Below are 16,946 nucleotides of genomic sequence, written 5' to 3'. Positions count from 1 at the left end.
AAAGCGAAGCGAGACACAGAGTGCTTACACAAAAACTAAACATGAATCGCATGTGGTTCTTCAGGCGCAAATTCTAGCTCTGGTAGGTCACGCAAACTCTGCAGATCAAACGTCGCCAAGAATTCATCCGTCGTCACAAATGTATGTGGCGCACCGGGCCGTGGGCTTTTCGGCCCATTGCCGATCAAGTTCTTGTAGCGCAGGCGGCTGAGCAGATCGCGATTGATCTCCTTGCCAAAGATGTCGGCAAGACCGGCCCTGTCGATTGGCTGGTGGTAAGCGACGGCGCACAGCACCGCCATCTCCTCCTCCGAGAAATCATGAGCTCCATCTCCAACATCGGCCGCCGTTCGGATCGCCGTCGCATAGTGTGAACGCGTCCGAAACATCCAGCCGCCCGCCACGAGAACGATCTCGTAGGGCTTGGCTTTCAAGTCGGCCTGAATGTCTTCGATCAGCAGATCGATCTTGGCGGCCTTGCCGACCACCAAAGACAAGGCGTCCCGCGCCACCGGCTTGCTGCTGGCAAAAATCACGGCCTCGATGCGGTTCATCCATTCGCGCCACCTCAACTCGGCGGGCAAATCCTCCAGCTCAATATCGAGCATCTCCACTTCAGCATCTTCCGATCTGCGCGCTGCCACCATCACGCCACCCCGTAAAGCCGGAAAGAAGCGCGGCCGGTCAGCTCCTTGGCGACACCCAATTCGACCAGGCGTTCGCAGAGCCGCCGCGCTGACCGGGGTGTCATGGCCGTGTTCGATCCACGGATGGTGGGTGACAACATCGTTGAGGGCAGAACGGCGTCTTCCGACAGGAACAGACGCACTGCGTCTTGTGACCCCTTCGTGCGCAGCTTTGGTTCGATCGCGCGGAAGTGCGCTGCACGACGGGCCAAATCATGGACCAATCGCACCACATCTTGCGCAGCGCGCGCAACGGCGTTGTGGCACGCGATCTGAACGTCTGTACCGTCCGCGATATCCCGAAACACTCTGCGGTTCAGATGAAGACCAAAAAGGGGAAGCGGTCGTTCCCATCCCAAACCGCGCGCCAGAACGGTGTCAGCACAGACAAGGGCTGCCGCCTCCTGACGCGGAAAATCCCGAATGATGGCTGAGAGAACCAAACAGGCATGGGCAACGGGGTTGCCCGGACCTTCGGTCAGCAGATCGACCCAGTCGGGCCACTGCTCCTGCATGTCTTCCGGCAACAGGCTTCGTAGTCGCTCTTGCCAGTTGGCCAGTTTCAGGGAAATCGCCGATCCCGCTCTCCAGAGCGCTAACATGTCGCCAGATGGCCCCATGGTATCTCCCGGGGCGGTCAGCAGGTAGGCATCACGGATGTCGGCTTCTGTTTGGCCCCTGTCCTCCAGTTTCAGACAATGCGCGGCAGCGCGCAGCGCCAGCCGATTGCGTAACAATTCGAAAGGGACATTGATGTTACGATCTGCAAGGGCGACATGCAGCAGAGCGAGCGCTGATCCGCTGGCAAAGCCAGCCATTTCTGGGGTTTCGGCACCGGAACCACCCATGATCCACTTTGGTAAAAGGGGTGGCAAAATGGCGTCAGGTGCTTTTCGTTTTGCTGCATGGGTCGTCTTAATCATGCAAACAGTGTAAATTACCACGGCGCTTTATGCTATCGAATAGATACATAACCGCCCCGCCTTTAACATCTTTTCTATGTCCAATAAGCTTGCATTATCGTTTATTTACTCTGGCTCAAAGGCCGCGCGTTGCTGCTCTTTCGGAGACCCCAGGTGTTCGAAGCCCAAATTCACCGCGCGATACGATTTGAACTGGCTGGTGAGTGCAATGCTAGACTGTTGCGGAGTCTAAACATTCTGGCTTTGTTCCTCGCCATTCCAGTTGATTTCTAAACAAAAAGCTGTTTGTTTTCATGGATAAGCTAACTCTTGCATAGCCGTCCATCGCGGCGTTTGTAAAAGGCGGTGAAGCCTGCAGCGCACATATTGGAGGCGCCAATATCGGCGTGTGCATGTCATGCTGGAACGACAAGGCTGGCAGTTGAACCAGAAGAAGCTGAGGCGGCTCTATCGCGAAGAGAAGCTGCAGGTGCGCAAACGCGGTGGTCGGAAGCGGACCCTCGGGACGCGCAGACCGATGCTGGTTCCGGAGCATCCCAATGAACGCTGGAGCTTGGACTTCGTGTCTGACGCCTTCACAAATGGGCGACGGTTCCGGGTGCTGGCCATCGTAGACGACTTCAGCCGCGAATGTTTGGCGCTCGTCGCCGATACGTCGCTCTCCGGACTGCGCGTCACACGCGAACTCACCGCGATCATGACCCGACGCGGAAGGCCCAGAACGATTGTCAGCGACAACGGCACGGAACTGACCAGCATGGCGGTCCTCAGGTGGTGCCAGGAAACGCAGATCGACTGGCACTACATCGCACCGGGAAAGCCCATGCAGAACGCATTCGTGGAAAGTTTCAACGGTAGTTTCCGCGACGAGCTTTTGAACGAAACCCTGTTCTCATCGCTGGCCGAGGCCCGCGATAAGATCACTGCCTGGAAGGAAGACTACAACCGACACAGACCCCACTCATCGCTCGGCAATCTCACGCCGCGGGAATTTGCAATGAAATCGAGACTGGAAACCAAGGCCGCATGAGGCCAGAAACCAACCGACGGATTCTCCCAAAAACTGGAGGGAAGTCGGGTCTCAGGTCAAAGCCCGAGAGACACTGGCCGAGACGGCATCGAAGCTGGTGCAACCATCGTTGCCAAAGAATACATCTGCTGCAATGATGTGGAAGGATTATTGCAGTCGGATATGCAAATGGATGACACTGTCCCGACAGACTACGAAGATTTCATGCGTCTTGTGCATGAAAGACACGATGGCATGTCAAAGACATATCAGCATATTGCCCTTTATCTTACACAAAACACCAACGAGGTTGCCGTCAGATCATTGAACGCTATCGCAAAGGACAGCGGCGTTCACGCATCCAGCTTCGTCAGGTTCTCACAGTCTTTAGGCTTCGGTGGCTTTAAGGATCTGCAACACCTGTTCAAAGCTCGGTTGACCACAGCAGCGCCCGGTTTCACAGCCAGACAGGCCGCGCTTACATCTGAGCTTTCGCGGCCAGAAGTTGTTGAGGGCGGTAGTTTTTTAGAGCAGTTGGTAACTAGGGATCAAGCGTCTTTGCAAGAATTGCTAGAGTTGACCCGGCAAACCGACCTAGATCGGGCAGCGCAAGTTCTAAACAAAGCAGAAACGATATATTTGATTGGGCAATTGCGCTCTGCTCCTGTGTCCGAACTCTTTCGTTACATTTTGACTATGTTAGGAAAGAAGGCGGTACTGTTAGATGCCAGTGGTGGCCTTAGCACGCATATGTCAAGAGTGCTCAGTTCAAGCGATGCGCTTGTTGCGATTTCGTTCCGTTTCTACGCTAACGAAGTTGTAAATATCGTGGAAGAGGTCGGGCAGAAACAAATACCAATCATCGGCATTTCCGATTCAACCCTCTCTCCAATCGCTAAGTATTCAAATCCGTTGTTCGTAATCCCAGAGCGTGAGTATGTGTTTTCTCGCTCGCTGGCAGCACCGGTATGTCTTGCGCAGGCAATACTCTTGAGCCTCGCGGCGCTTCAACAGGGGCAATCGGAGCCAAGAATCCCCACCGTTACGACGGCTTAGTGACTTGGCAATTTATGATGAAGCACCTGTTCGCATCTGCGTCCCGTGATCGCAGTCAAAACACGAGGCACCAACTTCAAAAAACTAGTGGTTCGTTAGCGCCTCACTTGCGACAAATCACTCTCGTCACTGCGTCATCACCAACGTTCTGGTCTGGAAGGAAAATCGTGTGTGCAACCTCAGGACGCAATAATTGCGAACGCTCAGGGACATCGACGCAATCAGGGGAAATCAAAGTAAGTGTCGCCTGACACCCCAGACAGACGGTCAAAATTGAGCGCCAAGATAATCACAGCGGCCAAGGCCGCTGTGAAAACCAAAGTAAACTGGCGCTCCGTTGTCACGCTGCATTGGCCACAGTGTACCCTGCTGTCCTCATCACCCGCAGCAGTTCGCTATGGCCCTTTTTGGCCATTTCCAACGGCGGATTGGCGAACGGATCTTGTTCGGCCTCAACGACAAACCAACCCTCATAGCCACGACCAGCTAATTGCTTGACTATCTTTTCGAAGCCCAAGGAACCATCACCTGGCACCGTGAATGCGCCGTCAATTACAGCGTCGAGGAAACAGTCGCTATCTCGGTCAATCGAGCCGATAACGGTATTCCGGACGTCCTTTGTATGAACATGGTTGATGCGTGCGTGGTGCTTGTCAATCACTGCTTCGCAATCTCCACCGGCAAACGCCATATGCCCTGCGTCAAACAGTAGTGGCACTGAACTGTGCTTCATAAACATATCAAGCTCATGCTCCCGTTCGATGACGGCACCCATATGATGATGATAGCTTAGCGACATCCCTTCCGCTGCGCACCAATCGGAAAAGTCCGAAATTTTACGGCCGTAAGCTTCCATTTCAGCCTCAGACAACACTGGTTTTGTATTCAAGCTACGGTTACGCTCGCCTTGAATTGAACGTGCTGTTTCACCATAGACAATGCAAGGAGCGCCTGCTGCCAAAAAAAAGCAAGTTGTTGAGCGATGCGATCTTTCTCGGCCTCGATATCTCCGTCGAGTAGCAGACCTGAAAACCAACCGCCACAAACCGACATACCGTAGCGGTTCAGAATTGGACCCAACTTATCCATGTCCATCGGAAATCGGCGGCCGGTTTCCATTCCTGTGAACCCAGCAACAGAAGCCTGACGCAGAGCTTCATCTAGGCTGACATCATCAGACAATGATGCGTCATCATCATTCCACCACGCAATAGGAGCGATGCCAAGTTTTGCCTTCAACATATTAGACTCCTTGACGCTGCTTTTGGCGAAAGGCTTCTTGGCCCTTTCGGGCCTTTTGTACGCTCTCGCGCGGACTAACCTCGGGTACGCCGACATACCAATCTGCACCGCCCGGTGTCCATTTGTGTGCGTCGGTTGCAATTGAAAGCACAGTGGTTCGATCTGTCGTCTTCGCCCATTCCATGGCTGTTCCTAGATCAGCCAAGCTGTCGCAATGGCGCGCGAGTGCTCCCATTGCTTCGGCATGTTTTGCAAAATCAACATGCAATGGGTCGTCTTTGTTTTGGACCCTGCTGTCTTTCAGGAGATTGTTGAATCCAGGTACGCCCATCCCGGTTTGCAAACGATTTATGACGCCAAAACCACCATTGTCACAAACTATTACGATCATTTTGTGCCCTGACAAAACCGAAGAATAAATGTCAGAGTTCATCATCATGTAGGAACCGTCGCCCACTAGCACAATTGGTGTTCCGGTACCCTCGGTCGCCATTGCTGTGCCCCAAGCGCCAGCGATTTCGTATCCCATGCAAGAGAAGCCAAATTCACAGTCAAATGTGTTGGCGCCTTTCGTACGCCAGTTTTTTTACTGTCTCTCCTGGCAAGCCGCCTGCGGCTGTAACAACGGTATCTCTGTCACCCGCAGCTTTGTTCACAATTCCAATAACTTGCGAATAGCTCGGAAGGAGATCGTTTGTTGGATTCTGATACTCGTCCAACATCTTGTTCCACGATGCGTATTCCGCACTAGCCTCTTCCATCCGAGCCGCAGGTGCAGACCAATCACCCAAGGCAGCATCTAGATCACCGAGCGCTTCCAGCGCATCACCCACAACGGGAAGAGCCTTATGCTTTGCAGCGTCAAATCGCGCAGCATTTATTCCAATAAATTGCGTCTCTGGGGAAAACGTTGTCCACGAGCCAGTGGTGAAATCCTGCATCCGCGTACCAACTGCTATTACCACACCCGCGTTTTCCGCCAGTGCCTTTGCTGCATCCGTCCCTTCGATCCCAAGAGGATCTACATAAGCTGGATGGTCATGTACCACTGCTCCCTTGCCGGCGATCGTTTCCGACATTGGTATACCGCGCTCAACTGCAAAACTGGCCAAGGCCTCCCCTGCCCCCGAGTAACGCACACCGCCGCCAGAAATGATCAATGGTTTTTTCGCTGTTTTCAACAGCTCTGCGGCAGCGAAGACCTGGTCGTGAGAAGGCCGCGGGCGGGGAATAACCCATGTCTTTTCTTCGAAAAACGCGATGGGGTAGTCATAGGCGAGTTCTTGGGTGTCTTGAGGTAAACCTAGAAAGGCCGGGCCGCAGTCAGCTGGGTCAAGCATTGTCGCCAGCGCCTGCGGTAGACTGGAGAGGATCTGTGCGGGATGCGTTATGCGGTCCCAATAGCGTGTAACGGCATGGAAGCTGTCATTTACTGTAGTCGAAGGGTCACCAAAATGCTCGACTTGCTGAAGAACCGGATCTGGAAGACGGTTGTTGTAAGTGTCTCCGCTGATCAAAAGAACGGGCAAACGGTTCGCATGGGCAACCCCCGCAGCTGTCACCATGTTGGTAGCGCCTGGTCCGATTGAGGTGGTTGCGATCATGATTTGCCGGCGCAGTTTGGCCTTGCCATAGCCGATCGCCGCTAACGCCATCGATTGCTCATTCTGCCCTCGCCATGTCGGAAGCTGATCCTGAACGCGCTCCAACTCTTCAGAAAAGCACGTGACATTTCCGTGCCCAAAGATCCCAAAGACGCCCGCAAATAGCGGTACTCGCTCACCTTCTATGTCTGTGAACTGATTACAAAGATAGCGTACGACAGCCTGCGCCATCGTCAACCTGATTGTCTTACCGGCCATGTTTTCCTCCCAGCGGTACTAGCGTTCATGAATTGTTTATTGACAGATTAGTTTTCTTGCAACATATATTGCATGACTCGTTTCGCAGAGTAACGAGCCGGGAGGAAAGTACATATGTCAATCACTGGATGCGAGCGTTTGGGCGCTCCGCACACGAACGCGATTATGCTGTCTGGGCATAAACGTCGCCTGATGAGCGTAGCCGCAAGCGCGAGCTCCGCGGCATACGTACTGACCGAGCTCAGTGAAGCTTTGCCGTTGAGGCTCAACGAGCGCCCAATACCACTTCAGGAGGTTGGATAATGTACGCCGAATACGGTCTTTTCATTAGTGGCAAATGGTCTGAAGCAACCAGTGGCGCCACGATACAGGTGGACAGCCCTGTGACTGAGAATTCGATTGGTGACATGCCCGCCGCCGAGATTGAGGACACCAATCGTGCCATTGAAGCGGCAGAGCGCGGTCTTAAAATCTGGCGCAAAACAGCAGCTTTCGACCGGGCCGATGCATTGCATGCCATCGCCGACGAGTTAAAACTGCGCACAGAAGATGCCAAGCAAATGATTTCCACCGAAACGGGTAAGCCTTTAGTTCAGGCTGGACGTGAGTGGGGCCTGGTTGTCGATCAGTTCCGTTGGTATGCAGAAGAAGCGCGCCGCATTTATGGCCGTTTGGTCGAAAGCCGAGTTCCGGGCGGCCGGTTTGAAGTGGCTCGAGAGCCCGTCGGTGTCGTTGCAGCCTTCACTGCCTGGAACTTTCCTGCAGCATTGATCGCTCGTAAAGTGGCACCCGCCTTGGCGGCCGGGTGTTCGATAATCGTGCGTCCGTCATCTCAAACGCCGGGTACAGCGATGATCATTTTTGACTGCTTGCAGGCAGGTCGTCTTCCTGCAGGCGTCGTGAATCTTATCACCGGTTCAACCCCCCAAACTTACGACCCAATTATGGCGGCAAAGTCAGTCCGCAAAGTGTCTTTGACCGGTTCGACCTGGGTTGGTCAGAAAATGATCCGAGACTCAGCAGATACAGTCAAGAAAGTGTCGATGGAGCTTGGGGGCAACGCGCCTATGATAGTTTATGACGACGCTGATCTAGACGCAGTGCTCGACGCGGCTGTGCCAACCAAGTTTTCAAATTGCGGGCAAGTCTGCGTGACCGCGGATCGCATTTTTGTACATGATGAACTGCATGACGCCTTTGTCGATGGTTTTGTGAAAAGAGCCGAGGCCTTAGTCATTGGAGATGGATTGAAGGACCACGTTCAGATGGGACCTTTGATCAACGCACGTTCACTTGAGACTGCTTTGGGTAACATTGAGGCCGCTGTAGCCAAGGGAGCAGTGTTGCACACAGGCGGAAGACGTCCTGCACATCTGAATACGGGGCATTTTCTTGAACCAACGGTTTTATCGAACATCGCTGATGATGATGCGGTGTTTGCTGACGAGAATTTTGCACCCATTGCAGCCATTACTAGTTTTGCGACCGATGATGAAGCGCTGGAACGTGCCAACAACTCCGACATGGGGCTCGCGGCATATGCGTTTACATCAAGCCCCGAGCGCGCACGCCGGGCTGTATCAGAGCTGAAGTCTGGGATGATTGGTATCAATTCCTTTGCTCTAGCTGCTGCTGAAGCGCCTTTCGGTGGCAGCAATTTTTCAGGGCTGGGCCGCGAAGGCGGAACGGAAGGAATCGAGGATTACCTCGATACCAAATTGGCACAGATCGTTTTTTAAGAGGCGCGCGATGGTTCCTAACAAGGTAAAAGAGCTTTGGGCCGCGGACATGCCAGCGTTAAACGGCTGGTTGTCCATAGGTAACTCCTTCACGGCAGAGATTATGGCCGCGCAGGACTATGATAGCATTACAATAGATATGCAGCATGGCGCGCTTGATTACAGCGATGCTCTGCCGATGATGCAATCGATGCGCGCCAGCGGCAAAACTCTGATGGCTCGTGTGCCATGGAACGACCCAGGCGTTATCATGAAGGCCCTTGATGCGGGTGCCTACGGTATCATCTGCCCGATGATCAACTCTAGAACTGAAGCCGAAGCTTTTGTTTCTGCCGTGCGATACCCTCCATTGGGCAGCCGAAGTTTTGGACCAACACGCGTGAGTTTTGCAGCGGGTGGCGGTTATGCCGATGAAGCCAATGCTGAAATGCTGGCCATAGGAATGATCGAAACCCGAGAAGGGATCGAAAATCTCGAAGAAATCGTCGCAACTCCTGGACTTGATGCGATCTACATTGGCCCGGCCGACCTTACGCTTGGTGCAAAACAGGGGGAACTGCCCCCAGGATTTGATCGTGAAGAACCTGAAATGGTGGAACTCATCAAAAGCATCCTTAAGGCCGCCAAGGGTGCCGGAATACATGCATGTCTTCATTGCGGCACACCAGAATACGCTGCCAAGGCCATTGGCTGGGGTTTCGACCTGACAACGATCTCAGGCGATAGCCGTTTGCTTGCTGCAAGTGCTGCAACAAGCGTTGGAAGAGCGCGTACATTGCTCGGCGCCACCGAAAAATCAAACGAACACAAGGCGGGATACTAATGCCCCACGTACTTGTCGCTGGCAAACTTCATCCCACTGGGATCGCTCTCTTGGATCAAGCTGAAGGTATCACTTATGATTATGTCCAAGACATCAGTGAAGAAAGCTATGCACCGCTCATCGAGCAAGCCGATGGCATTGTGCTCCGCACACAACCAATGACCGCTGCTACGATTTCAAAGGCAAACCAACTACAAATCGTATCTCGACATGGAGTTGGCTATGATGCGGTGGATATTGATGCATTAAATGAACGCGGCATAAAGCTTGCAATCGTCGGTGATGTTAACTCGGGTGCAGTCGCTGAACATACGATGACCCTCTTGTTGGCGGCCTCACGACGGCTGCTATGCTATGACCAGTCTTGCCGCGGAGCTCGTCCCTGGGGCTATCGCAATTCACTTGAAGCACAAGAGGTCGACGGCAAAACGCTATTGATTGTTGGCTATGGTCGAATTGGTCGAAAGCTGGCATCTATGGCTATGGCGTTCGGACTTCGCATTTCGGTGTTCGATCCGTTTTTAGGGCATGGTGACGTAGGCGCGGACATAACTCTTGAGCCCAATCTGCTTGATGGATTCAAGCGTTCCGATTTCATTTCGTTTCACATGCCACCCAAGGCAAAGCCTCTTCTGGGCGTCGCTGAAATAGAGTTACTAAAGCCAAATTGTGTCGTTCTGAATTCAGCGCGTGGCGGCATCATTGATGATCGCGCTCTGGCCACTGCACTGCGCGAAAATCGCATTCTTGGCGCCGGCATAGATGTCTTTGCAGAAGAGCCGCCTCGGCCGGATCATCCTTACCACGACATCGATACTGCAATTCTAACGCCTCACTCCGCCGGAATGTCGTTGGAATGCGCAGAGCGCATGGCGGTTAAGGCCGTACAAAATGTCTTGGACTACTTCTCAGGCAGACTGTTGCCGGAGTTAGTCGTGAACTGAACATCACTTAACAGCGTGAAATTCGGGCGTAAATCCATTCGCTCAAAAAACCCGCGCATTGGCGGGCCAACTTGGAGGAGAACTCATGAAAATCAAGTCTTACTTTATGGCGACTGCTATTGCAGCGGCCACCATACTCAGCGCCACTGTTGCCAGCGCCGAGGGCGAACGTTTCGTCTTTGTCAGCCACGCTCCAGATAGCGATAGCTGGTGGAATACCATCAAAACATCACTTTCCGAGGTGGAAGGCCAGCTGGGCGTTACCGTGGAATACCGCAACCCACCAACCGGTGACATCGCAGACATGGCGCGGATCATTGAACAGGCGGCCGCCACCAATCCCGATGGAATTGTCGCAACAATTGCTGACTTCGATGCCCTTTCAGGTCCTCTGATGGACGCCATTGCACGTGGTATTCCAGTCATTACTGTAAACTCTGGCACCGAAGAAGAATCGGCCAGAATCGGCGCAATGATGCATATTGGCCAACCGGAGTCTCTTGCGGGTAGAAAAGCTGGTGAGCGGGCAATGGCCGAGGCTTCGCCTGGATCGTTTCTTTGCGTAAACCACTACATCACAAACAGTGCTTCCGTTGACCGCTGTGCTGGTTTCGCGGAAGGTATTGGTGTTGAGCTAGGCTCGCAGATGATTGATTCCGGTCAAGACCCGGCTGAGATCAAAAACAAGGTTCTGGCATATCTCGCGGCAAATCCGGAAACCGATGCCGTCCTAACGCTCGGGCCTACTTCTGCAGGGCCAACCATCGAAGCCCTCAAAGAGAACGGTCTCGCTGGCGACATTTATTTCGGCACGTTCGACCTGAGCGCTGAGATTTCAGACGGCATAAAGGAAGACATAATCAGCTGGGCTATTGACCAGCAGCCATACTACCAAGGCTAGCCGTTCTCAATGCCCTTGAAGCCGAGCGCTCAGCAGATACGCCATGTCTGCATTCTGCGCATCACCGACATTGAGACACTGTCCCAATCCGGGCATCTGTCACTGTTTAGGCTTTCGAGCCGCCGCCCTTGGTGCCTTTGCTGTTTCCTGCTTCACTCATGTTCGCCTCCTTGGCTGTTGGGTTTGGTGCGACGCGCCCAGCCAACGAAGCATAGCCGGGCGCGCCGCTTGCGACCTCAGGGAGGAGCCATCCAACCCCGGTCGATCTGGTCAGGCGGCCTTTGATTTGGTGCGCCGCTTCTGCGGTTTCTTCGCATCCGGCAGGTATTGCCGATCCATCTTCGGGGTGACGATGGCGATCCGGTTGTCGGATGCGACGAGGTCGTTCGCCTCGTCCTCGTCCATGATCTCTGCCGAGCTGGGCAGGAACCTGCGCTTCTCGTTGGCGTCGGTCTCGGCGAAGCTCGCGGGCATCCGGTAGATGGTGCCGCGATCCTTGCCGGTGCCGATGGCCCCGGTGGCGGGCGAGTAGAACCCGACCTTGTCGAACTGTACGAAAATGGTTTCTTCAGCCATGTGATGTCTCCTCTGTGACTATGCTGCTGCGTGAGAGCCGACGTTGGGATCGACTTTGTGTTCGCTCTGCTGCAGGACGCTGATGACCGCAGCGACCATCAGCGGGCTATCTATCCGGTCGACAGGCACGTGGGTTGCGCCGCGTTTCTCGCATGTCCATGCCGCGATGTTCAGGGTGGTCTCCACCAGATCGCGCTCTTCTTTGGTAAGCTTGCGCGGTGGCGCGCTGTTCGTCTTCACGGTCTTCGGGCTCTACATGCCGATCACCTCGCCAGTGTTGCGGACTGGGCGACCAGCTTCGCGCGGTTTAGTGCAGGGTCGAGCGACCGGCGCTTCGGTGGCGCTTTGCCCTTCAGCTTGGCCAGCTCGGTCTCTGCCGCGTGCAACGTGTCGTGAGCGTCCTGCACAGGTGTCCAGCTCATCTCGGGGTCATCATCGATCTGATCGCGTGCCATCTGCTTGATCGACGCGCGCTCGCGCCTGATGATTTTGCGCAGTTCGCGTTCGCGGGTCACGACTTTCCCGGTCTTGCCGTCGATCACCTCACCGTCCTTCACGTAGAAATCCGGCAGGTACGAGCCCTGCATGTCCATATACTCAGCCCTTGCCTTGCGATGCTCATCGGCATCGAGGAAGCAGGCGCGGTGGTCTGTCAGCGCGTCCCAACGGACTTTGAGGTAGTGATCGTCGCTTGCCTGCGGTGCACCGAAGAGGTCCTCCAGCGGGTCCGGTGGCGGCGGCGCAGGGCGCTTGAACTCTTCAGGGAACAACCTGCGCATAACGCGCTGCAGGTCGGCTTCGATCTGCGTGATCCGGTGTTCATCCATTGGGGCTCAGCTCCTCAATGACTTGGTCGCTGTGGCGTTCTGCTTCGGTGGACGGGCGCACAATGGGCGTGCCGTCATGTGCGACGGAGCTGACGATGTGGTTGGCCATGCTCGGGTAGCTCTTGAGGTTGCGCTCGTCCTGATCGGTGGCGACGCGCCAGCCCTGCTGGCGCAACGCCTCCCACCTCTCGGCGCTGGACATATCCTTGACTTGCCTTGGGCCGGTGGTTTCGCGGAAGGACTTTTCGCGGCTGACCTTGTCGCGGGTCATGGCCTGTTTCATCTTCGGGTACATGCGTTCTTCCTTCGTCGGGGGTGGTGGTTTCTTTGCCTCGGCCTCGCCTTTACGGGCTTGAGCAATGGCGATCATGCGACGCTTCTGCTCGCCTGCTGCGAGGGCGTCGGCCTTGTATTGGGGCATGTAGTCGGGGCCGGTGTAGGCGCGTTTCAATATCCGTATTCCCTGTGATCGTGGAAGACGCCGGGGGTAAAGTCCCAGTCCTCTTCTTTGTGGTGATCGGGCTGCAGGTAGAGCGGAAGATGCTCGTCGACGGCGCGCCGTGGGTAGGCGCGGTGGAACTCGTCACCCTGTCCGCGCACGGTGCCCACAAAGAGCGCCCAGCCGTTCTTGTCGCTGAGAGTTGGCCGGATGGAGGTGGGCCATGCCTCGGCGGGGAAGCTGGCGACCTCGTCCAGGACGGCTCCGTCGAGACCGTGGCCCCTGATGCTGTCGTGCAGGTCGGCGCTGAACAGCATGACCTCAGCCCCGTTCGGAAAGACGATCTTGTTCTCGGCGGGCCGGAAGTCGATGCCGGGGATGCCCAATGTGTATTCGCGGAAGATGGGCCAGCTGATCGACTTGGCCTGTTTAACGGTGGGCGCGATGTACGCGAACCGTCCTTGTGGCAGAGCCATGGCAGCTGCGATCAGCGTGTTTACGGCCAGTACGGTCTTGCCGCCCCGGCGATGTACGACGCAACAACAAAAGCGGTGCTCGGACATGGAGCTGTGGACTGTGAGTTGCCAGTCGCGTGGCTGGTATCCGGTTGTGGCCTGAGCGGCTGCTGTCAGTGGGTCTTCTGAGGAGGAGGCTGGGATTTTTTCAGGCGAGGCTAGGTAATTTTGTGCCTGTTCTTTTCTCTCCCCGAAAGTGCGCAAATTTGGGGGTATGCCCCTCGTTTGCGCAGCTTTTCGCGCTGTGTGCTCGCCCTGTGCTGCTTCCTCCTGCAAAAGAACACTACCACCCGGGGGGGTGTGTCCCTCTTGCTGCGGCGCGCTGGTTGGCTCGGACACAGGTGCGACATGAGAGGGCCGCTTCATGCGTCGTACGATGCGCTGCGTTTTGAGGGCCAGTTCGATCATGCGGCATCTACCAACTTGGTTGCGATGTGGCGCACGGCAGGGGGCGTGATCCCGGCGATTTTTGCGATCCTCTGCAACTCGCCCGGTGCGAGGTTGCCAGAGGCGGTGCGCTTGGCATTGAGCAGCAAGGTCTCGACCTTGGCTTCCAACTTCTGGCGCTCAGGCGTCTGCGGCATGGGTGTGGCTTGCGGTTGGTAATCGAGTGGTGCGCCTTTGTTGAGCCACGCTCTCACCTGCTCCATGCGCAGGCCGGTGGCCAGCACGATCTTGGCGCGGATGCCGTGCGGCAGGCGTCCGGTGCTGGGGTCGCGATTTGTGGCGTCGAGGATGGCGCGCGCCTTGTCGATGCGGGGGTCTGTCATGTCTCTTGCTCCTCGTGGTCTTCGATCAGATAGGCATCCTCTATCGCCTCCTGCTCTGCGAGGGTCGGCTGTGAGTTTGGCAACGGGATCGGGCTGATAAAGTTGATGGTCATGCCTCCTTCGGTTGCGTCGACCTCGATGGCCTTCATGTCCGGTGCGATCTTGCGTGCCAGTTCTCTGGCGGCGACAACACGGTGCTCCATCTTGGGATGCTCGGTGCTGAGCAGCCTGCCCTCGTAATCGCGGACAGCCACAGGCTCGCCCCGCACGATGGCGGCGAGGAAGCCGATGGGGTCTGCTTCCCGCTCGATCCGCTCACGCGTGTCTTGCAGCTCTTCGCGGCGGCTGAGGCGATGTCGTTTGACGGGTCGGCGCATTCGGTTCTCCGGCTGATGCGACGGGGCGATGGGTGACTAAGTCCACCGCCCCGCCGCTGATTAAGCTGCTCGCCATAGGAGGCTGCTGTCGGAACACAGGCATCATAGACGATAGGCATCAAACTTTCCATTTAAGATCAGCACGTTAGGCTGCGCAGCGGAGCGGTGAGAAAAGGTTTTCCTGATATTCGATCAGGGAAACTTAATTTGTTTTCAAGGTTTTAGAGGCGAGTCACTCTTCTTTCCAACACTTTTCCAACAGAAAGGCGGCCAGTTTTGCAGCGTACGGGGCAACGGGCGGGCGGTCAGCGCGGTGGTCGCCCCGGCGCACTGTTGTGCAGGAAACCTGCACGGCTGGCGCTGCAAGTTCTGGAACACCGGTCTCCGAACCCAGTGCCGCGACTTTCCGGCCTGCTGCCCGGCTAGTGCGGGTCGCCAGTGCGGTCGGGACAGACGCCGCTGCAGGAGACAGCTCGGCGCGATCCCGTGCAAGTCGGTAGCAGACGCAAGTGCCGCTCGCGTTGTTTACTTCCCGACGCGATCTCAGTTCAGACCCAGTGCCCTTTCAGGAAACGCAACCTGAGGCCCGCTTTTGTACTGACCGTCGCTCCAGCTGGAGTTTGGCTCCAGATCGATCTCCAGCTCTGATCCAGTGGATTTCAGACCGATCTGGCCCTCAGATCAATCTGAGAGCAAATATATCAGAAATGCTGACCTATCTAATCGGCTCTTCCCCTGACTGCCCCTTACAAGGAAATACCCCTATAAGGCCTATTCAGGGTTAGCGGTTGACCCGACGTCAACTGCTCCAGTCGCGTTTCAGCTCAAACGCATCTCCAGATCGATCTCCAGCAGCACTTGCGTCCATTCGCATCTCCAGTTGCATTGTGGAGATGCATTCTCAGAATGCGATCTGGAGACGCAACTGGAGCTTAGCACAGCTCCGCGCGCAGCACGTCACCCTTAGTATCACCGCATATAAGAACTTCAATATGCTGCGTTTTTCCCTTGACTGGGCAGCAGACATGCTGCATCTTCTACCGTGCACACAACACACGGCTCGGCTACCCGCCGGGAGACGCTTGAGGGTAGCAGCAGCCGACCTCGCTGACCACGAGGTCAAATTGAAGTGTGCATCTCCACAGCCGACGCTGACAGGGGTGCCTCATAGGAGGTTCCAAATGTCGGACCTAACCACTGCTACGTCCGTGCTCGCCCTGAGCGTGAGCGCGATCACGCCAACGGTGCTTCGAACACCGGAGACAGGAACAGGCACCGCGCAGCATGCCATCGAGGAGCCGTCGAAGCCTCTTCGCCGCGCAGGGCGTCGGCCAACGACATCGAAGCGGCGCGCCGCCGAACCGCAGCAGCCGCAGGCTCCGCCCACCGGCGCGCGCACTACAGTCTTCACCAGCCTGTATTACGACCCCACCACCGATCAACTTGGCGAGGCCATCGAGCGCGACCAAGGCTACTGGCATGAGCCGCTCACCTCACAGCAGGCCGCCGAGTGGCTGGGTGTGACCGCCGAAAGCCTTCGCGCGATGCGCAGCACTGGCGCCGGTCCGAAGTTTCACACCGCCGGGAGCCGGAAGCGTGAAGGGCGGGACATCGCGATCATCCGCTACACACGCGCCGACATTCTTGAATGGTTGATGGGCGGCACCCCAAGCGCCAAGCGGAACCGTAGCCGTCTTGTACGGGAGGCACGGGCATGAAATATCCGCACCTCTCCATCGTCTACCACCGAAGCCACGGGTTCGGCGTTGTACTGGCCGACGGCAGCGTCGACTTCGCTGTCCACAACAGCGGCGGGCACCTCAGCCTTACCGGCGACCCCGTCCGCATCCAGCACAACAAGCTGACCAAGATCGAAACCGAGCACATGCCGCCGTTGGCAGGTTGGGTCTCGAGCTTCTGGGCAGACGTCCTGATTAATCCGGAGCGTACGCCACAACCCGCCGCCTTCGAGATCGCTCACGTCACACTGTCCGGCAAGCTGGCTCATCTGCTGCGCACCGACGGTACTGAGCCCGAGATCAGCAACGTCGACCGCGACTGCGCCTTTCTCATGCCCGGCTGGACCGAAGAGGACGACCGCGCACTGCGGATCGGGGGGCAGGCGTACATCGCCGTCGCCATCCGCGACGGAGCGCCAGAGGTCCATTCCCTTGGCTACAAACCGATGCCCGGTCTCAAGAATGACGAGATCACCGACAGGGCGACCGAAATTTTGCTCGACCGCTTCGTGGGGTGA

Annotated in this window: 18 protein-coding genes and 2 pseudogenes; 8 read left to right on the top strand and 12 right to left on the bottom strand. The window is 56.1% G+C overall.

What is annotated here, in order from left to right; genetic code table 11:
• Positions 1–35 precede the first annotated feature (35 nt).
• Together scpB and H7847_RS12550 are read right to left on the bottom strand one after the other, a co-directional pair.
• The gene (gene scpB, locus H7847_RS12555) at positions 36–647 is read right to left on the bottom strand and encodes an SMC-Scp complex subunit ScpB (RefSeq protein ID WP_227269822.1); all 612 of its coding nucleotides are present in this window, start codon (positions 645–647) and stop codon (positions 36–38) included.
• Positions 647–1,609, bottom strand: a complete 963-nt coding sequence (locus H7847_RS12550) for a DUF1403 family protein (RefSeq protein WP_227269821.1) — start codon at positions 1,607–1,609, stop codon at positions 647–649. The genes scpB and H7847_RS12550 overlap by 1 nt, the downstream gene beginning before the upstream one ends.
• A 379-nt stretch (positions 1,610–1,988) precedes the next feature.
• Between H7847_RS12550 and H7847_RS12545 the strand changes: the two are divergent.
• Positions 1,989–2,606, top strand: a pseudogene (locus H7847_RS12545) (IS3 family transposase); the annotation flags it as partial.
• A gap of 201 nt (positions 2,607–2,807) precedes the next feature.
• Complete coding sequence (locus tag H7847_RS12540; RefSeq protein ID WP_227269820.1) at positions 2,808–3,674, top strand: MurR/RpiR family transcriptional regulator; 867 nt, start codon at positions 2,808–2,810, stop codon at positions 3,672–3,674.
• Positions 3,675–4,014: 340 nt separating this feature from the next.
• Here the strand turns inward: H7847_RS12540 and H7847_RS12535 are convergent, their stop codons facing one another.
• From H7847_RS12535 to iolD, 3 genes and pseudogenes are all read right to left on the bottom strand, one after another.
• A complete protein-coding gene (locus H7847_RS12535; RefSeq protein ID WP_227269819.1) occupies positions 4,015–4,530 on the bottom strand; it encodes a TIM barrel protein in 516 nt (171 codons plus the stop codon).
• A gap of 29 nt (positions 4,531–4,559) precedes the next feature.
• A complete protein-coding gene (locus H7847_RS12530; protein WP_227269818.1) occupies positions 4,560–4,916 on the bottom strand; it encodes an IolE/MocC family protein in 357 nt (118 codons plus the stop codon).
• Position 4,917: 1 nt separating this feature from the next.
• Positions 4,918–6,778: pseudogene (gene iolD / locus H7847_RS12525) on the bottom strand (3D-(3,5/4)-trihydroxycyclohexane-1,2-dione acylhydrolase (decyclizing)).
• 302 nt (positions 6,779–7,080) lie between these two features.
• On the opposite strand from iolD, the gene H7847_RS12520 reads away from it, so the two are divergent.
• The 4 genes from H7847_RS12520 (at position 7,081) to H7847_RS12505 (ending at position 11,185) form a co-directional block, all read left to right on the top strand.
• Positions 7,081–8,517, top strand: coding sequence for an NAD-dependent succinate-semialdehyde dehydrogenase (locus H7847_RS12520; protein WP_227269817.1), 1,437 nt, complete (start codon positions 7,081–7,083; stop codon positions 8,515–8,517).
• A 10-nt stretch (positions 8,518–8,527) separates the two neighbouring features.
• Positions 8,528–9,340 (top strand): HpcH/HpaI aldolase family protein, encoded by an 813-nt coding sequence (locus H7847_RS12515; protein ID WP_227269816.1) that lies wholly within the window; start codon positions 8,528–8,530, stop codon positions 9,338–9,340.
• Complete coding sequence (locus H7847_RS12510) at positions 9,340–10,284, top strand: NAD(P)-dependent oxidoreductase (RefSeq protein ID WP_227269815.1); 945 nt, start codon at positions 9,340–9,342, stop codon at positions 10,282–10,284. The genes H7847_RS12515 and H7847_RS12510 overlap by 1 nt, the downstream gene beginning before the upstream one ends.
• Before the next feature lie 85 nt (positions 10,285–10,369).
• A complete protein-coding gene (locus H7847_RS12505) occupies positions 10,370–11,185 on the top strand; it encodes a sugar ABC transporter substrate-binding protein (protein WP_227269814.1) in 816 nt (271 codons plus the stop codon).
• A gap of 270 nt (positions 11,186–11,455) precedes the next feature.
• Here H7847_RS12505 and H7847_RS12500 read toward each other — a convergent pair whose 3' ends face one another.
• The 7 genes from H7847_RS12500 to H7847_RS12470 form a co-directional block, all read right to left on the bottom strand.
• A complete protein-coding gene (locus tag H7847_RS12500; RefSeq protein WP_227269813.1) occupies positions 11,456–11,761 on the bottom strand; it encodes a hypothetical protein in 306 nt (101 codons plus the stop codon).
• A gap of 18 nt (positions 11,762–11,779) precedes the next feature.
• Positions 11,780–12,001 (bottom strand): hypothetical protein, encoded by a 222-nt coding sequence (locus H7847_RS12495; RefSeq protein ID WP_227269812.1) that lies wholly within the window; start codon positions 11,999–12,001, stop codon positions 11,780–11,782.
• A gap of 23 nt (positions 12,002–12,024) precedes the next feature.
• Positions 12,025–12,588: a hypothetical protein gene (locus H7847_RS12490; RefSeq protein ID WP_227269811.1), complete on the bottom strand. Its 564-nt coding sequence runs from the start codon at positions 12,586–12,588 to the stop codon at positions 12,025–12,027.
• Complete coding sequence (locus H7847_RS12485; RefSeq protein ID WP_227269810.1) at positions 12,581–13,039, bottom strand: hypothetical protein; 459 nt, start codon at positions 13,037–13,039, stop codon at positions 12,581–12,583. Before H7847_RS12485 ends, H7847_RS12490 begins: the two co-directional genes overlap by 8 nt.
• Positions 13,036–13,590 (bottom strand): terminase large subunit domain-containing protein, encoded by a 555-nt coding sequence (locus H7847_RS12480; RefSeq protein WP_227269873.1) that lies wholly within the window; start codon positions 13,588–13,590, stop codon positions 13,036–13,038. The genes H7847_RS12485 and H7847_RS12480 overlap by 4 nt, the downstream gene beginning before the upstream one ends.
• A 356-nt stretch (positions 13,591–13,946) precedes the next feature.
• Positions 13,947–14,312, bottom strand: coding sequence for a hypothetical protein (locus H7847_RS12475; protein WP_227269809.1), 366 nt, complete (start codon positions 14,310–14,312; stop codon positions 13,947–13,949).
• The gene (locus tag H7847_RS12470; RefSeq protein WP_227269808.1) at positions 14,309–14,689 is read right to left on the bottom strand and encodes a hypothetical protein; all 381 of its coding nucleotides are present in this window, start codon (positions 14,687–14,689) and stop codon (positions 14,309–14,311) included. Before H7847_RS12470 ends, H7847_RS12475 begins: the two co-directional genes overlap by 4 nt.
• A 1,181-nt stretch (positions 14,690–15,870) precedes the next feature.
• On the opposite strand from H7847_RS12470, the gene H7847_RS12465 reads away from it, so the two are divergent.
• Together H7847_RS12465 and H7847_RS12460 are read left to right on the top strand one after the other, a co-directional pair.
• The gene (locus tag H7847_RS12465) at positions 15,871–16,407 is read left to right on the top strand and encodes a helix-turn-helix domain-containing protein (protein ID WP_227269807.1); all 537 of its coding nucleotides are present in this window, start codon (positions 15,871–15,873) and stop codon (positions 16,405–16,407) included.
• Entirely contained in the window at positions 16,404–16,946 is a 543-nt protein-coding gene (locus H7847_RS12460; RefSeq protein ID WP_227269806.1) for a hypothetical protein, read from the top strand. The genes H7847_RS12465 and H7847_RS12460 overlap by 4 nt, the downstream gene beginning before the upstream one ends.

Source organism: Roseobacter weihaiensis (assembly GCF_020622345.1).
GTDB classification, from domain to species: domain Bacteria; phylum Pseudomonadota; class Alphaproteobacteria; order Rhodobacterales; family Rhodobacteraceae; genus Roseobacter; species Roseobacter weihaiensis.
The sequence above is the reverse complement of the archived record's forward strand: the minus strand, read 5'-3'. Positions and strand labels throughout refer to the sequence as shown.

Excerpts from the sequence above, each read along its gene's own strand:
- scpB (WP_227269822.1), bottom strand. The coding sequence starts at position 647 with ATGGTGGCAGCGCGCAGATCGGAAGATGCTGAAGTGGAGATGCTCGAT.
- H7847_RS12550 (WP_227269821.1), bottom strand. The coding sequence starts at position 1,609 with ATGATTAAGACGACCCATGCAGCAAAACGAAAAGCACCTGACGCCATT.
- H7847_RS12540 (WP_227269820.1), top strand. The coding sequence starts at position 2,808 with ATGGATGACACTGTCCCGACAGACTACGAAGATTTCATGCGTCTTGTG.
- H7847_RS12535 (WP_227269819.1), bottom strand. The coding sequence starts at position 4,530 with ATGGAAGCTTACGGCCGTAAAATTTCGGACTTTTCCGATTGGTGCGCA.
- H7847_RS12530 (WP_227269818.1), bottom strand. The coding sequence starts at position 4,916 with ATGTTGAAGGCAAAACTTGGCATCGCTCCTATTGCGTGGTGGAATGAT.
- H7847_RS12520 (WP_227269817.1), top strand. The coding sequence starts at position 7,081 with ATGTACGCCGAATACGGTCTTTTCATTAGTGGCAAATGGTCTGAAGCA.
- H7847_RS12515 (WP_227269816.1), top strand. The coding sequence starts at position 8,528 with ATGGTTCCTAACAAGGTAAAAGAGCTTTGGGCCGCGGACATGCCAGCG.
- H7847_RS12510 (WP_227269815.1), top strand. The coding sequence starts at position 9,340 with ATGCCCCACGTACTTGTCGCTGGCAAACTTCATCCCACTGGGATCGCT.
- H7847_RS12505 (WP_227269814.1), top strand. The coding sequence starts at position 10,370 with ATGAAAATCAAGTCTTACTTTATGGCGACTGCTATTGCAGCGGCCACC.
- H7847_RS12500 (WP_227269813.1), bottom strand. The coding sequence starts at position 11,761 with ATGGCTGAAGAAACCATTTTCGTACAGTTCGACAAGGTCGGGTTCTAC.
- H7847_RS12490 (WP_227269811.1), bottom strand. The coding sequence starts at position 12,588 with ATGGATGAACACCGGATCACGCAGATCGAAGCCGACCTGCAGCGCGTT.
- H7847_RS12480 (WP_227269873.1), bottom strand. The coding sequence starts at position 13,590 with ATGTCCGAGCACCGCTTTTGTTGTTGCGTCGTACATCGCCGGGGCGGC.
- H7847_RS12475 (WP_227269809.1), bottom strand. The coding sequence starts at position 14,312 with ATGACAGACCCCCGCATCGACAAGGCGCGCGCCATCCTCGACGCCACA.
- H7847_RS12470 (WP_227269808.1), bottom strand. The coding sequence starts at position 14,689 with ATGCGCCGACCCGTCAAACGACATCGCCTCAGCCGCCGCGAAGAGCTG.
- H7847_RS12465 (WP_227269807.1), top strand. The coding sequence starts at position 15,871 with ATGTCGGACCTAACCACTGCTACGTCCGTGCTCGCCCTGAGCGTGAGC.
- H7847_RS12460 (WP_227269806.1), top strand. The coding sequence starts at position 16,404 with ATGAAATATCCGCACCTCTCCATCGTCTACCACCGAAGCCACGGGTTC.